A 14,991-nucleotide genomic window follows, 5' to 3' on the forward strand; every position below is an offset into this window, starting at 1 on the left:
CTGCCGCATACGATGTCGCCATGTCGCGCCATGTCCTCGTCCTCAGCGGGCCCAACCTGGCTGCCCTGGGGAGCCGGGAGCCGGAGATCTACGGCACCCTGACCCTCGCCGACATCCACGACCAGGTGTCCGCCGCGGCGGCCGACCTGGGGCTCACCGTGGACTGCCGGCAGACCGATGACGAGGCCGAACTCGTCGGCTGGCTGCACGAGGCCGCCCGCGCGTCGTGGGACGTGGTGCTCAACCCCGCCGCGTTCACGCACTACTCGTATGCCGTGGGAGACGCCTGCGCCCACCTGGTCGGCTGCGGGTCCCGGCTGGTCGAGGTCCACCTGTCCAACCCTGCCGCACGGGAGTCCTTCCGGCACACCTCGGTGGTCGGACGGTCCGCGACCGGGACCGTCGCCGGCTTCGGAGCCGGGTCCTACCTGCTGGCGCTGCGGGCGCTGGCGGGGCCCTCGGCGGCGGCGAATCGCGACGACCGCGGCTGAGCCGTTAAACTGGTCGACGATCCTGTCGCCCCTCTCGTGGTGCCTGCGTGCGCCGGGGCCGCCCCACCGCATACGAAAGAGACGCCTGTGGCAACGACGAACGACCTGAAGAACGGCCTCGTGCTCAACATCGACAACGGGCTGTGGCAGGTGCTGGAGTTCCAGCACGTGAAGCCCGGCAAGGGGCCGGCGTTCGTGCGTACCAAGCTGAAGAACGTGACGTCCGGCAAGATCATCGACAAGACGTTCAACGCCGGCACCAAGGTGGAGACGGCCACGGTGGACCGCTCCGACATGCAGTACCTGTACCACGACGGCACCGACTACATCTTCATGGACTCCAAGACCTACGAGCAGGTGCCGGTGTCGCCCGAGGTGATGGGCAACGCCACCGACTACCTGCTGGAGAACAGCGAGGCGCTGATCGCCTCGCACGAGGGGACCGTGCTCTACATCGAGCTGCCGACCTCGGTGGTCCTGGAGATCACGCACACCGACCCGGGCCTGCAGGGCGACCGTTCCACCGGTGGCACCAAGCCGGCCACCCTGGAGACCGGCGCCGAGATCCAGGTGCCGCTGTTCCTCGAGACCGGCACCAAGGTCAAGGTGGACACCCGCGACGGGTCCTACCTCGGCCGGGTGAACTGACCCTTCGTGGGAGCCAGGACCAAGGCCCGCAAGCGGGCGCTGGAGCTGCTCTTCGAGGCCGAGCTGCGTGAGGTGAACGTCGCCGATCTGCTCGCCGAGCGGTTGGCCGCGCCCACCACCCAGCACCCGCTCCCGGACTACACCGCCGAACTGGTGCGCGGCGTCGTCGGGCGCTGGACCGCGATCAACGAGGTGCTGTCCACCTACAGCCAGGGCTGGCCGCTGGAGCGGATGCCGGCCGTCGACCGGGCCGTGCTGCGGATCGCCGCCTGGGAGATCGTCTGGAACGACGAGGTCCCCGACGGCGTGGCCATCGCCGAAGCCGTCGAGCTCACCCAGCGCCTGTCCACCGACGACTCGCCGAAGTTCGTCAACGGCCTGCTCGCCCGCGTGTCCGAGGTCAAGCTCACCCTCGCCTGACGCCCCCCACTCCCGACCGGACGCGTCAGGTGGCGGTCCCCACCCCCGTCCGGACGTGTGATCGGGCGGTCCTACGGGGTGACCGGACGCGTGACCGGTCGGTCGTACGGGGTGACCGGACGCGTGGTCGGGCGGTCCTACGAGACCTGTCGCCAGGGAGTGGTGGGCGACTGCCGCATACGACACGCCTCGTGCAGGGACATCACCTGTCCACCGATCCGCAGCCACCCGCGGAACGTCGCCGGGTCGCCGGCCCTCATCGCGGCCCGGATCCGGGAGACGACGGCCTCGGGGGTCTGCACCGCCTCGGTCGTCGTCCACCGCGCGCCGGTGAGGCCGAGCGCGAGCAGCCGGTCGTGGCGCTGCTGCTGCAGGGTCATCGACAGCTGGACGGATTCGGCCTCGCTGAGCCCCTGCTCGCGCACCGGGATCAGGTACTTCCCGGCCCCGTCCGCCTCCAGGAAGGTGCCCGTCTCCTCGAGCAGGCCGTCGACCCGAGCCACCAGGTGGAAGCCCTCGTCGAGGATCTCCACCTGCGGCAGCGGCAGGGGAAGGCCCAGCTCGTAGAACCTGACGAAGGAGTAGGACTCCAGCCAGGTCTCCCGGGTCGGGTCGTGCAGCGCGAAGGCTTCCAGGGCCCTCGGCCGTCCGCGCCACCGGACCTGCCGCCGCAGGACCGACCAGACCTCCGCGGCGGTGACCCGACGATCACGGACGGCGCCGTCCAGCACGGCAACCGAGTGCGGCGGGGTCGAGGTGCGCAGGATGTCGGCGATGGTCCGGGCGATGGTCGTCGCCCGCAGACCGTCGACCTCCACGGTGTCGTTCCGCACGGAGTCGGCATGGTGCAGCGTGACGCCCTCGACGCGTCGCGACCGGGGGACCCGTTCGATGGCGGTCAGGTGCACGGGCATGTCCGGATGCAGCCGGAGGTCGAGGTCATGGAGGGCCGCGGCCGTCTGGTGGCTGGCAGCGTGTCCGGGATGCAGCGCCAGGAGCTCGGCGCACCTCTCCAGGTGGCGGCCGCGCAGCAGCTGCCACGGCTCGCCGTCCTCCAGCGCGGCGGATCGCTGGTAGAGGCCGTGGGCCACGCGGTGCACCTCGTGGGTATGCAGTGCCTGCCGTAACCGGTGCCGCGTGATGCCCGCGGCACGCGCGTCGCGCCATCGGAAGAGCCGGGGGAGTTCAGCGAAGAGATCGACCACTACCCCAGGGTGGTCCTCCGGGCCATCCCGTGGGGCCGTCATCCACAGGCGGTCGGAGCAGGCTCCGCCAGGGGTGGTCGGCGGGTAGCCGCGCCCGGAGCGGCTCCGCCGCGGCGGGGTCGAGGCTGGGGATGACCTCGCGGGCGTCCTGGTGGTCCTTCGCCCGTGGCCTGGCCGACTTGTAGAGCAGTTGGAGGCCGGGTGCGAGATACGGGATCCCCTCCTCCGACGTGAGCACGGCCACGTCCCACGGCAGGACGAACGCGTCATCCCGGCGGTACACCCAGGCCTCGTCCGTGCCGTGCGAGACGGTGACGTCCACCACCCACGGCCCGTGCTCGCCCCGGCGCATCCAGACGTTGTTCTCGTGGCGGCGCACGTCGAGCTGCTGCCCGGCATACCGGCTGAGCACGCCGGAGGCGGCCAGCCAGGCGGTCCAACCGGTGGCCCTCTCCAGGAGCGGGAGGACCGTGGGGCAGTCCCGACGCAGCAGCGCGACATCGATGTCGCCGTGCTCGCGCCAGGATCGGCCGGCGTAGAGCTCGAGGGCGTGCCCCCCGGTGATCCACCAACGGGTAGGCATCTCGCGGAAGGTGTCGACGGCGGCCTCGAGGCTGAGTGATTCCCAGGGGCCGTATGCCGTGTCCACCCGGCCACCGTAGGAGGGCCGACCGACGACGCGTCTGGTCAGGTGGTGGGGCCGCCCGCTCGGACGTCTGGTGGGGGTGTGGGGCCGCCCGCTCGGGCGTCTGGTCAGGTGGTGGGGCCGCCCGCTCGGACGTCTGGTGGGGGTGTGGGGCTGCCAGGTGGGGCGTCCGGTAGGGTGGGGGGCACCGACGCAGATCCTTTAACCACCGTCCTGTGAGGCGGGGAAGGAGAGTGGGCCCGATGAGCCCTGCCCGTGACCAGGTCCCCGAGTTCGACGAGGGGACGCCCGGCGAGACCGCCGAAGTGAGTGGACGGGTGGTGTTGGCGAAGTCGGAGATCACCCGCGCGCTGCGCCGGATCGCCCACGAGATCCTCGAGGCCAACAAGGGGGCGCAGGACCTCGTCCTGCTGGGGATCCCCACCCGCGGAGCGCCGCTGGCGCGCCGGCTGGCCGCCTCCCTGCACGACGTGGAGGGCGTCGAGGTGCCGGTGGGAACCCTCGACATCACCATGTACCGCGACGACCTGCGCTCGCAGCCGGTCCGCCAGATGGAGCGGATGGAGGTGCCCGAGGGCGGGGTCGACGGCAAGGTCGTGGTGCTGGTCGACGACGTGCTCTACTCCGGACGCACCGTCCGGGCCGCGCTCGACACCCTCGCCGACCTGGGGCGGACTAGGGCCGTGCGGCTGGCGGTGCTGGTGGACCGCGGTCACCGGGAGCTGCCCATCCGGGCCGACTACGTGGGCAAGAACCTGCCGACCGCCAAGTCCGAGCGGGTCTCGGTGCGGCTGGCGGAGGTCGACGGCACCGACCAGGTCGTCATCTCCGGGACGGAGGGCGACCGGTGAAGCACCTGCTCTCGATCGAGGACCTCTCGCGCGATGAGATCGAGGAGATCCTCGACACCGCGGTGAGCATGCACGAGGTGCAGCACCGCGACATCAAGAAGCTGCCGACGCTGCGCGGCCGCACCATCATCAACTTCTTCTTCGAGGACTCCACCCGGACCCGCAGCTCCTTCGAACTGGCCGGCAAGTGGCTCTCCGCCGACACGATCAACCTCACCGGCAAGGGCACCTCGATCTCCAAGGGCGAGTCGCTGCGCGACACCGTGATGACGATCGACGCCATGGGCGTGGACATGATGATCATCCGGCACATGGCCTCCGGCGCCCCGGCGCAGATCGCGCAGTGGACCAAGTGCTCCATCGTCAACGCCGGCGACGGCACCCACGAGCACCCCAGCCAGGCACTGCTGGACGCCTACACGATGCGCAACCGGCTGGGCGACCTCGAGGGCAAGCACGTGGCGATGGTGGGCGACCTGACGCACTCCCGGGTCTTCCGCAGCAACCTGCTCTGCCTGCGCAAGCTCGGGGCGGAGGTCACCCTGGTGGCCCCGCCGACGCTGCTGCCCTCCGGCATGGGCCCGTGGGCGCAGGCCGAGGACGTCACCGTCTCGCACGACCTGGACGCGGTGCTGCCGACGGTGGACGCGGTGATGATGCTCCGTGTCCAGCGGGAGCGGATGAGCGGCGGGTTCTTCCCGACCGCCCGCGAGTATGCCGTCACCTACGGACTCACCAAGGAACGGCTGCGGCTGCTGCCGGACCACGCGGTCATCTGCCACCCCGGTCCGATGAACCGGGGCCTGGAGATCTCCGGCGACGCGGCGGACGCCGCCCAGTCGCTGGTGCTGGACCAGGTGTCCGCCGGCGTCGCCGTCCGTATGTCGATCCTCTACCACCTGCTCTCCGGCGAAGGGACCTCCGCATGAGCACCACCGACGCACCCGTCAAGCCCCTGTTGATCGTCGGCGCCGACCTGCTCGGGGAGGGCGTCGGCGACCTGCTCCTGGTTGACGGCAGGATCGCCGCGACCGGACCCGACGCCGCCGACCAGGCGCCCGAGGGCACCCAGCGCTACCACGGCGACAGCATGGTCGCCCTGCCCGGCCTGGTCGACCTGCACACCCACCTGCGGGAGCCGGGTCGCGAGGACGCCGAGACCATCGAGACCGGGTCGCAGGCGGCCGCGGCCGGCGGCTACACGGCCGTCTTCGCGATGGCCAACACCACCCCCGTCACCGACACGGCCGAGGCCGCCGAGCGGGTCACCGACCTGGGGGTGCGTGCCGGCTACGTCGACGTGCACCCGGTCGGCGCGGTCTCCAAGGGGCTGGCCGGCGAGGAACTGGCAGAGCTCGGCCTGATGGCTCGCTCCCGGTCCCGGGTGCGGGTCTTCTCCGACGACGGCAAGTGCGTCCACGACGCCCGCCTGATGCGCCGCGCGCTGGAGTACGTGAAGTCCTTCGACGGGGTCGTCAGCCAGCACGCCCAGGACCCGGCGCTGGCCGGCTCCACCGCCTGCTGCCACGAGGGCGAACTCTCCGGCCGGCTCGGGCTGCCCGGGTGGCCCGGGGTCGCCGAGGAGTCCATCGTGGCGCGGGACGTCATGCTGGCCCGGCACACCGGGTCCCGGGTGCACATCGCGCACGTGTCGACCGCCGGCAGCGTCGAGGTTGTCCGGTGGGCCAAGGCCCAGGGCATCGACGTCACCGCCGAGGTCACCCCGCACCACCTGGTCCTGACCACCGACCTGCTCAGCAGCTACGACCCCGTCTACAAGGTCAACCCGCCGCTGCGCCCCGCCGAGGACGTGGAGGCGCTCCGGGCCGGCCTCGCGGACGGGACCATCGACATCGTCGCCACCGACCACGCGCCGCACGTCCGCCAGGACAAGGAGCACGCCTTCGTGGACGCGGCGTTCGGGATGATCGGCCTGGAGACCGCGCTGTCGGTCGTCAGCTCGGTGATGGTGACCGAGGGCCGGATGTCCTGGGCGGACGTGGCCCGGACGATGTCCACGGCACCGGCCCGGATCGCCCGGCTGGAGACCCAGGGGCAGGGCCTGGCCGTCGGGGCCCCGGCGAACATCACGCTGGTCGACCCGCAGCGCACGGTCACCGTGGACGGGGCCCAGTCCAAGTCGATGTCGCGCAACAACCCCTGGCACGGGCACGAGCTGACCGGGGGAGTCCACCTCACCGTCCTGCGCGGTCGGGTGACCGCCCGCGAGGGCCTGGTGTGGGGGGCGGACGCGTGAGCACCCCTGCGGTCCTCGTCCTCGAGGACGGCCGCACCTTCGTCGGTGAGGCCTACGGCGCGGTCGGCGAGACCGTCGGGGAGGCGGTCTTCTCCACCGGCATGACCGGCTACCAGGAGACCCTCACCGACCCCTCCTACCACCGCCAGGTGGTAGTGATGACGGCCCCGCACATCGGCAACACCGGGGTCAACGCCACCGACATGGAGAGCCGGCGGATCTGGGTCGCCGGGTTCGTCGTCCGGGACCCCGCGATCCGCCCGTCCAACTGGCGCAGCCAGGGCGACCTGCAGACCGCGCTGGCCGAGCACGGGGTGGTCGGCATCAGCGGGGTCGACACCCGCGCGTTGACCCGGCACCTGCGCGACAAGGGCGCCATGCGGGCCGGCATCTTCTCCGGCGCCGCCGCGCAGGAGACGCCCGAGCGGCTGCTCTCCCGGGTGCACGACGCCCCGCCGATGACCGGTGCCGCGCTTGCCGCGGAGGTGTCCACGACCGAGCCGTATGTCGTGGAGCCGGTCGGGGAGCGCCGGTTCACCGTCGCGGCGCTGGACCTGGGCATCAAGGGCACCACGCCGGCGCTGCTGGCCGAGCAGGGCATCGAGGTGCACGTCCTGCCGGCGACCACGGACTTCGCGCAGATCCGGGAGCTGGCGCCCGACGGGGTGTTCTTCTCCAACGGGCCGGGCGACCCGGCCACGGCCGACGCCGAGGTCGAGGTGCTGCGCAGCGTGCTGGAGGCGGGGATCCCGTTCTTCGGGATCTGCTTCGGCAACCAGCTGCTCGGCCGCGCGCTGGGCCTGGACACCTACAAGCTGCCGTTCGGGCACCGCGGGATCAACCAGCCCGTGCTGGACCGGGACACCGGCAAGGTCGAGGTGACCAGCCACAACCACGGCTTCGCGATCGCCTGGCCGCACTCGACCGACGAACCGGTCGACACTGCATACGGGCGGGTGCGGGTCTCCCACATCGCCCTCAACGACGACGTGGTGGAGGGGCTGCAGTGCCTCGACGCGCCCGCGTTCTCCGTGCAGTACCACCCCGAGGCGGCCGCCGGTCCGCACGACGCGGCGTACCTGTTCGACCGGTTCACCGACCTGATGCAGCAGAGAGCAGGTGCCGATGCCCAAGCGTGAGGACATCCACAGCGTCCTGGTGATCGGCTCCGGCCCGATCGTCATCGGCCAGGCGGCCGAGTTCGACTACTCCGGCACGCAGGCCTGCCGGGTGCTGCGCGAGGAGGGCATCCGGGTCGTCCTGGTGAACTCCAACCCGGCGACGATCATGACCGACCCGGAGGTCGCCGACGCGACCTACGTCGAGCCGATCACCCCGCAGATCGTCGAGGCGATCATCGCCAAGGAGCGCCCGGACGCGGTCCTGGCGACCCTCGGCGGCCAGACCGCGCTGAACACGGCCATCGCGCTGCACGAGTCGGGCGCGCTGGAGCGCTACGGCTGCCCGCTGATCGGGGCCAACGTCGAGGCGATCCAGCTGGGGGAGGACCGGCAGCTGTTCAAGGGCGTGGTCGAACGGTGCGGGGCCGAGGTGGCCGCCAGCCGGATCTGCCACAGCATGGAGGAGTGCCTCGCCGCGGCCGAGGACCTCGGCTACCCGGTGGTCGTGCGCCCCTCCTTCACCATGGGGGGCCTGGGCTCCGGGTTCGCCCACGACGAGGCCGAGCTGCGGCTCATCGCCGGCGCCGGGCTGCAGGACAGCCCGACGACCGAGGTCCTGCTGGAGGAATCCATCCTGGGCTGGAAGGAGTACGAGCTGGAGGTGATGCGGGACAGCGCGGACAACGTGGTCGTGGTCTGCTCGATCGAGAACCTCGACCCGATGGGCGTGCACACCGGTGACTCGATCACCGTCGCCCCCGCGATGACGCTCACCGACCGGGAGTACCAGCAGCTGCGGGACATCGGCATCGCGATCATCCGCGAGGTCGGCGTCGACACCGGCGGGTGCAACATCCAGTTCGCGGTCAACCCGCAGGACGGCCGGGTCATCGTGATCGAGATGAACCCCCGGGTGTCCCGCTCCTCGGCGCTGGCCTCCAAGGCCACCGGGTACCCGATCGCCAAGATCGCCGCGAAGATGGCGCTGGGCTACACCCTCGACGAGGTGCCCAACGACATCACGTCGCCCGGAGACACCTCCGGTGGAGCGTCGTCCCCGGGTTCCCCTCGGTACTCCTCGGCCTTCGAGCCGACGCTGGACTACGTCGTGGTCAAGGTGCCCCGGTTCGCCTTCGAGAAGTTCCCGGCGGCCGACCCGACGCTGACGACCACGATGAAGTCCGTCGGCGAGGCAATGTCGATCGGGCGCAACTTCACCGAGGCGCTGCAGAAGGCGCTGCGCTCGGTCGAGCGCAAGGGCTCCTCCTTCCACTGGCGGCCCGACGAGGACCCGACCGGGGAGGGGATGGCCCGGGCACTGCTGGACCAGGCACGGACCCCGACAGACGGCCGGCTCGTGCTCGTCCAGCAGGCGCTGCGGGGCGGGCTCGACGTGGAGGAGGTCCACGACGCCACCGGGATCGACCCGTGGTTCCTGGACCAGATCGTCCTGATCAACCAGGTCGCCGAGGAGCTCGCCGCGGCGACGCACGGCCCGACCGGCCGGGTGACGCCCGAGCTGTTGCGCCGGGCCAAGCGGCACGGCTTCTCCGACGCCCAGGTCGCCGAGATCACTGGGATGGGCGAGGCCGTCGTCCGCGGGCTGCGGCACGCCCTGGGGGTGCGGCCGGTCTACAAGACCGTCGACACCTGCGCAGGGGAGTTCGCCGCCCAGACGCCCTACCACTACTCCAGCTACGACACCGAGACCGAGGTGGCCCCGCGGGAGCGTCCGGCGGTGCTCATCCTGGGCTCGGGCCCGAACCGGATCGGGCAGGGCATCGAGTTCGACTACTCCTGCGTGCACGCCTCGCTGGCGCTCCGGGAGGCGGGCTTCGACACGGTGATGGTCAACTGCAACCCGGAGACGGTGTCCACGGACTACGACACCTCCAGCCGGTTGTACTTCGAACCGCTCACCCTGGAGGACGTGCTCGAGGTGGTGTATGCCGAGCGCCAGGCGGGCCCGGTCGCAGGGGTGATCGTGCAGCTGGGCGGGCAGACCCCGCTCGGGCTGGCGGCCGCCCTCAAGGCGGAGGGGGTGCCCGTGGTGGGCACCTCGCCGGAGGCGATCGACCTCGCCGAGGACCGCGGTGCCTTCGGGCGGGTGCTGGCCGAGACCGGGCTGACCGCCCCCCGGCACGGCACGGCATACAGCACCGAGGAGGCGCTGGAGGTGGCGCACGAGATCGGTTACCCGGTCCTGGTGCGGCCCTCCTACGTCCTCGGTGGCCGCGGCATGGAGATCGTGTATGACGACGAGTCGTTGGAGCGGTACGTCTCCCGGGCCACGCAGGCCGCCCCGGAGCACCCGGTGCTGGTCGACCGCTTCCTGGACGACGCCATCGAGATCGACGTCGACGGCCTCTACGACGGGCGGGACCTCTACCTGGGCGGCGTCATGGAGCACATCGAGGAGGCCGGGATCCACTCCGGCGACTCGGCCTGCGTGCTGCCGCCGGTGACGCTCGGCCGGGAGGAGATGTCGCGGGTGCGCGAGGCGACCCGGCTGCTGGCCGAGGCCATCGGCGTCCGCGGCCTGATCAACGTGCAGTTCGCGCTGGCCCAGGACGTGCTCTACGTGCTGGAGGCCAACCCCCGGGCGAGCCGCACGGTGCCCTTCGTGGCCAAGGCCACCGGCGTCCCGCTGGCGCGTGCCGCGGCGCGGGTGATGTTGGGCGCGACGGTGGCCGAGCTGCGCGAGGAGGGCCTGCTGCCCGCCGACCGGGACGGTGCCCGGCTCCCGGTGCACGCCCCAGTGTCGGTCAAGGAGGCGATCCTGCCGTTCCGCCGGTTCCGCACCACGACCGGCCAGGCCGTGGACTCGATCCTCGGGCCGGAGATGCGCTCCACCGGTGAGGTGATGGGGATCGACAAGGACTTCGGCACCGCCTTCGCCAAGAGCCAGCTGCGGGCCGGGTCGGCGCTGCCCACCTCCGGCACGGTCTTCGTGTCGGTGGCCAACCGGGACAAGCGCTCGATGATCTTCCCGGTGAAGCGGCTGGTCGACCTGGGGTTCACCCTGGTGGCGACCGAGGGCACCGCGGACGTGCTGCGCCGCAACGGGATCCCCGCCCAGGTGGTGCGCAAGCACAGCCAGGGACCGGGCCCGGACGCGGAGCCCACGATCGTGGACCTGATCACCGGCGGCCGGATCGACATGGTGATCAACACCCCCTCCGGCCGGGACGCACGGGCAGACGGCTACGCCATCCGGGCCGCCACCACGAGCCTGGACAAGCCGATCATCACCACCGTGCAGCAGGTCGGGGCGGCGGTCCTGGGCATCGAGGCGATGCAGACCGGACGGATGCGGGTCGCCTCGCTCCAGGAGCACGCCGCCGCGCTGGACCTGTACGGACGGCACACGGCTCCGGACGCGGCCACCCCGTGAGCCGTCTGCCGTGACCGTGCGGGTGCTGGGCCCCCTGGAGGCCGAGGTCGTCGCGACCCGGCCCGAGGGTGCGTTCCAGCACGTCTCGCTCACCGTGCCGGACCCGGGTGGCCAGGCGGCGCCACGCCCCGGACAGTTCGTGGTGCTGCCCCCGGAGCCGGGCGGCGGCCGGGTGCTCCCGCGCACCTGGTGGCTGGCCGGTGCCCGCGGCGGACCGGGCCACCCGAGCACGGTGGAGGTGGTCCTGCCCCCGGCCGACCTGGTGCCCGGTGACCGGATCCGGGTGACCGGGCCCCTGGGGCGCGGCTTCACGCTGCCCACCCAACCGGTGCCCGTGGTCGTCGTGGGGCACGAGGCCGCCCAGGCCCCGGCCCGTTGGCTGGCCGCGCTGCTCGCGGCCCGGGGCGCACCGGTCCACCTGGTGCTGAGCGCCCGGGACGCCGACCACCACCTCGACCTCGGGGCCGCCCGCCGCACCGCGGTCGGGGTCCAGCTGGCCCGGCCCGACGGGGTGCAGGACACCGTCCTCACCGAGGCCACCCGGCACGGGGCCGGGGTGGTGTATGCCGCCGGTCCGCTCACCGTGGTCCGTGCCGCCGCCGCGGCGGCCCGGCGGGCGGGGGTGGTGAGCCAGCTCACGGCCTTCGACGCCGGGGACGCGGTCGCCTGCGGGGTCGGGCTGTGCGGCGCCTGCGCGGTACACCTGGCCGGCCCGGACGGGCAACCGGTCGCCGTGCGTCCGTGCGCGGTGGGGCCCGTCGTGCGCGGGGACCTGCTCCTGCCCGAGCCGGCGGACGCCCCGTGACCGGCGTGCCGGGCGTGGCCGGAGCCCGGGGCACGCCGTCGTGGCGGGCCGCGGGGGTGCCCCGGGTCACCGCCGCCGCCGGGTGCGGGGGCACCGGCGCCGAGCTGGCCCGGTTCGGCGACCTGGCGGCGCTGGACGCGGTCCTGCTCGGTCCGGTCGGTGTGCCGTCGCAGGCCCGGCCCGCGCCGGCCCGGATCGAGCCGGTCCCCGGCGGCATCCTGCATACCGCTGCGCCGGTGCTGTCGGTCCGCACCGTGGTGACCGCGCACCTGCCGTGGCTGGCCGCACGGCAACTCCGCACCGTCTGCGCGGTGCGGGGCACGAGCGTGGCCGAGGTGGCCGAGGTGGTGACCCGGCTGCGGCGGGGGCTGGACTTCGACACGGTCTGCGGCATCGAGGTGGACCTCACCGCCGGGGACGAACAGCAGCCCGGCAGCCAGCGCCGGGCGTTCCAGGACGACGACCAGTCCTGCCTACGGCTCATGGCGCGGCTGCGGGAGCTGCTGCCGCGGGACCTGCCGCTGCTGGCCAAGGTCGGCCTGGACTGCGCCGACCCGGTGGCCGCCGTGCGCTCGAGCGTGGCCGGCGGGGCCGCTGCGGTCGTGCTGAGCGGCACGGTCGCCGCCCACCCGCCCGGGACCCGCCTGGCCGGCCCCGCCATCGCCCGGGTGACCGCCGGCGCGGTGGACCGGATGGTGACCGCGATGGCCCAGGGGCGCGTCCCGACGGTGCCGGTCATCGCCGGGGGAGGCATCCACGACCCGGCCTCCGCGGCGGCCGCGGTCGGATGGGGTGCCCACGGCGTGCAGGTCGGCACCGCCCTGTTCGGCGACCCCGGCGTGCTGTGGCGGGTGACCGAGACCGTGGCCCGTGCCGCAGCCGGCGGCGCGCACGACGACGAGGAGACAGGATGAGCACACGATGACCCAGGGACAGGCGTTCGGCGCCCGGCTGACGGCCGCGATGGAGCGGCACGGCCCGTTGTGCGTGGGGCTGGACCCGCACGCCGCCCTGCTGGAGCAGTGGGGCCTGCCGGACACCGCCGAGGGGGTGCGCCGCTTCACCGACACGGTGCTGAAGGCTGTCGCCGGCCGGGTCGCCGCGGTCAAACCGCAGTCGGCCTTCTTCGAGCGGCACGGGGCCGCCGGGGTCCAGGTCCTCGAGGACGCCCTGGTCCGGCTGCGCGGGAGCGGCACGCTGTCGCTGCTGGACGCCAAGCGCGGTGACATCGGGTCCACCATGGGCGCGTATGCGGAGGCCTACCTCGCCGACGGGGCACCGATGGCCGCCGACGCGGTCACCGTCAGCCCCTACCTCGGCTATGGCTCCCTGCGCCCCGCCATCGACCTGGCGGCCGACACCGGTCGGGGCGTCTTCGTGCTCGCGCTGACCTCCAACCCGGAGGGTGCCGAGGTGCAGCACCAGGGTGACCCGTCCGTGGCGGCCCGGGTGGTCCGCGCGGCCACCGAGGACAACGCGGGGGCCGCGCCGGCCGGGCACGTCGGCCTGGTGGTCGGTGCCACGGTGGGTCCGCAGGCGGCCCGGCTGGGGCTCGACCTGGCCGCCGTCAACGGGATCCTGCTGGCGCCCGGCATCGGGGCGCAGGGCGCCCGGCCGGCGGACCTGCGGGCGGGTTTCGGGGACGCGCGCAGCAGGGTCCTGGCCCCGGTGAGCCGCGGGCTGCTCGTCTCCGGACCGACCGTGGAGGGGCTGCGGGACGCGGCGGACCGGCTCGCCGAGGAGCTCTCCGCGGCGCTGGGGGAGTGACCGACTTCGCCGCCCGGGTTGGCACCCTGTCGGCCGAGTGGATAAGTTCGCTGCTAGCGATCCGGTCCGTGGGCCGGAGCACTGACCAGACCAGACGTAGCGACCAAGGAGTTTGACGTGGCTCTTCCCCAGCTGACACCCGAGCAGCGCGCGGACGCGCTCGCCAAGGCGGCGGCGGCGCGCCGTGAGCGGGCAGCAGTCAAGAACCGGCTGAAGAACGCTCAGGGCTCCCTCGCCGACGTGATCGCCGAGGGCAAGGACAACGACGTCATCGGCAAGATGAAGGTGTCGGCCCTGCTCGAGTCGATGCCCGGGGTCGGTCGGGTGCGGGCCAAGCAGATCATGGAGGAGGTCGGCATCTCCGAGAGCCGGCGGGTGCGGGGGCTCGGGGCCAACCAGGCGCAGAAGCTGCTCGAGCGCTTCAGCCAGGCCTGACCGCCCCCGTGGTGACCGATCCCTCACCGGGGACCGGGACGGACGCCGGGGAGGGGACTCCGACCCGGCGTCTCGTCGTGCTGGCCGGGCCGACGGCCGTCGGCAAGGGGACCGTGGCGGCGCACGTGCGGGCGCACCACCCGGAGGTGTGGCTGTCGGTCTCGATGACGACGCGCGCACCACGGCCGGGGGAGGTCGACGGGGTGCACTACCACTTCGTGGACGACGCCGAGTTCGAACGGCTCCGCGAGGCGGGGGAGTTCCTGGAGTGGGCCGTGGTCCACGGCCGCGCCAAGTACGCCACCCCGCGCGCCCCGGTCGAGCAGGCCCTCGCGCAGGGGCGACCCGCCCTGCTGGAGATCGACCTGCAGGGGGCCCGCCAGGTGCGCGAGCAGATGCCGGAGGCACTGTTCGTCTTCCTGGCGCCGCCCTCGTGGGAGGAACTGGTGGACCGGCTGGTTGGTCGGGGCACCGAGACCGAGGAGGAACGGACGCGCCGGCTGGCCACGGCACGCACCGAGCTGGCCGCCGTCTCCGAGTTCGACACGACCATCGTGAACGACCAGGTCGCCAGAGCGGCCTCCGAACTCGTATCATTGATGGTTGACCCCCGAACGACCGGACAACCCGTGAGGAAACACACGACGTGATCGGCACCATCGCCAACCCCGACGGCATCACCAACCCGCCCATCGACAGCCTGCTGGAGCGCGCGGACTCCAAGTACGCCCTCGTGATCTACGCGGCCAAGCGAGCCCGGCAGATCAACGCCTACTACTCCCAACTGTCCGAGGGCCTGCTGGAGTACGTCGGTCCGCTGGTGGAGTCCGACGTGACCGACAAGGCGCTGTCGATCGCGCTGCACGAGGTCGACCAGGGCAAGCTGCACCTGTCCGACGTCGACCCCGCCTGAGCGCCCTCGGCGCACCGCGCGAGGGACCACCGCTCGAC

The 14,991-nt window shown here is 72.7% G+C and carries 16 protein-coding genes; 14 read left to right on the top strand and 2 right to left on the bottom strand.

Features of this window, described 5'->3' with window-relative positions; translation table 11 throughout:
* Positions 1-20: 20 nt before the first annotated feature.
* From FB467_RS10685 to nusB, 3 genes are all read left to right on the top strand, one after another.
* Positions 21-491, top strand: coding sequence for a type II 3-dehydroquinate dehydratase (locus FB467_RS10685; RefSeq protein WP_141785079.1), 471 nt, complete (start codon positions 21-23; stop codon positions 489-491).
* 87 nt (positions 492-578) lie between these two features.
* Positions 579-1,139 carry an elongation factor P gene (gene efp, locus FB467_RS10690; protein WP_141785080.1) on the top strand — a complete coding sequence of 187 codons (561 nt, stop codon included), beginning with the start codon at positions 579-581 and terminating at the stop codon, positions 1,137-1,139.
* Between the two features lie 6 nt (positions 1,140-1,145).
* Positions 1,146-1,559: a transcription antitermination factor NusB gene (gene nusB / locus FB467_RS10695; RefSeq protein WP_141785081.1), complete on the top strand. Its 414-nt coding sequence runs from the start codon at positions 1,146-1,148 to the stop codon at positions 1,557-1,559.
* Positions 1,560-1,696: 137 nt separating this feature from the next.
* Here the strand turns inward: nusB and FB467_RS10700 are convergent, their stop codons facing one another.
* Positions 1,697-2,764, bottom strand: a complete 1,068-nt coding sequence (locus tag FB467_RS10700; protein ID WP_170230669.1) for a type IV toxin-antitoxin system AbiEi family antitoxin domain-containing protein — start codon at positions 2,762-2,764, stop codon at positions 1,697-1,699.
* Positions 2,745-3,413, bottom strand: a complete 669-nt coding sequence (locus FB467_RS18490; protein WP_170230671.1) for a nucleotidyltransferase domain-containing protein — start codon at positions 3,411-3,413, stop codon at positions 2,745-2,747. Before FB467_RS18490 ends, FB467_RS10700 begins: the two co-directional genes overlap by 20 nt.
* A 239-nt stretch (positions 3,414-3,652) precedes the next feature.
* Between FB467_RS18490 and pyrR the strand changes: the two genes are divergently transcribed.
* The 11 genes from pyrR (at position 3,653) to rpoZ (ending at position 14,953) form a co-directional block, all read left to right on the top strand.
* A complete protein-coding gene (gene pyrR / locus FB467_RS10705; protein ID WP_141785083.1) occupies positions 3,653-4,261 on the top strand; it encodes a bifunctional pyr operon transcriptional regulator/uracil phosphoribosyltransferase PyrR in 609 nt (202 codons plus the stop codon).
* The gene (locus FB467_RS10710) at positions 4,258-5,190 is read left to right on the top strand and encodes an aspartate carbamoyltransferase catalytic subunit (RefSeq protein ID WP_141785084.1); all 933 of its coding nucleotides are present in this window, start codon (positions 4,258-4,260) and stop codon (positions 5,188-5,190) included. The genes pyrR and FB467_RS10710 overlap by 4 nt, the downstream gene beginning before the upstream one ends.
* Positions 5,187-6,518 (top strand): dihydroorotase, encoded by a 1,332-nt coding sequence (locus FB467_RS10715; RefSeq protein WP_141785085.1) that lies wholly within the window; start codon positions 5,187-5,189, stop codon positions 6,516-6,518. Before FB467_RS10710 ends, FB467_RS10715 begins: the two co-directional genes overlap by 4 nt.
* Positions 6,515-7,657, top strand: coding sequence for a glutamine-hydrolyzing carbamoyl-phosphate synthase small subunit (gene carA, locus FB467_RS10720; RefSeq protein WP_228393407.1), 1,143 nt, complete (start codon positions 6,515-6,517; stop codon positions 7,655-7,657). Before FB467_RS10715 ends, carA begins: the two co-directional genes overlap by 4 nt.
* A complete protein-coding gene (gene carB, locus FB467_RS10725; RefSeq protein ID WP_141785087.1) occupies positions 7,644-11,033 on the top strand; it encodes a carbamoyl-phosphate synthase large subunit in 3,390 nt (1,129 codons plus the stop codon). Before carA ends, carB begins: the two co-directional genes overlap by 14 nt.
* 10 nt (positions 11,034-11,043) lie before the next feature.
* A complete protein-coding gene (locus FB467_RS10730) occupies positions 11,044-11,838 on the top strand; it encodes an iron-sulfur cluster-binding protein (protein ID WP_141785088.1) in 795 nt (264 codons plus the stop codon).
* The gene (locus FB467_RS10735) at positions 11,835-12,752 is read left to right on the top strand and encodes a beta/alpha barrel domain-containing protein (RefSeq protein WP_141785089.1); all 918 of its coding nucleotides are present in this window, start codon (positions 11,835-11,837) and stop codon (positions 12,750-12,752) included. Before FB467_RS10730 ends, FB467_RS10735 begins: the two co-directional genes overlap by 4 nt.
* A 7-nt stretch (positions 12,753-12,759) precedes the next feature.
* Positions 12,760-13,605 carry an orotidine-5'-phosphate decarboxylase gene (pyrF, locus tag FB467_RS10740; RefSeq protein WP_141785090.1) on the top strand — a complete coding sequence of 282 codons (846 nt, stop codon included), beginning with the start codon at positions 12,760-12,762 and terminating at the stop codon, positions 13,603-13,605.
* 117 nt (positions 13,606-13,722) lie between these two features.
* The gene (gene mihF, locus FB467_RS10745) at positions 13,723-14,040 is read left to right on the top strand and encodes an integration host factor, actinobacterial type (protein ID WP_141785091.1); all 318 of its coding nucleotides are present in this window, start codon (positions 13,723-13,725) and stop codon (positions 14,038-14,040) included.
* Positions 14,041-14,048: 8 nt separating this feature from the next.
* Entirely contained in the window at positions 14,049-14,690 is a 642-nt protein-coding gene (gene gmk / locus FB467_RS10750; RefSeq protein ID WP_425325835.1) for a guanylate kinase, read from the top strand.
* Complete coding sequence (rpoZ, locus tag FB467_RS10755) at positions 14,687-14,953, top strand: DNA-directed RNA polymerase subunit omega (RefSeq protein ID WP_141785093.1); 267 nt, start codon at positions 14,687-14,689, stop codon at positions 14,951-14,953. Before gmk ends, rpoZ begins: the two co-directional genes overlap by 4 nt.
* Positions 14,954-14,991 lie beyond the last annotated feature (38 nt).

Source organism: Ornithinicoccus hortensis, from assembly GCF_006716185.1.
Classification (GTDB): Bacteria; Actinomycetota; Actinomycetes; order Actinomycetales; family Dermatophilaceae; genus Ornithinicoccus; species Ornithinicoccus hortensis.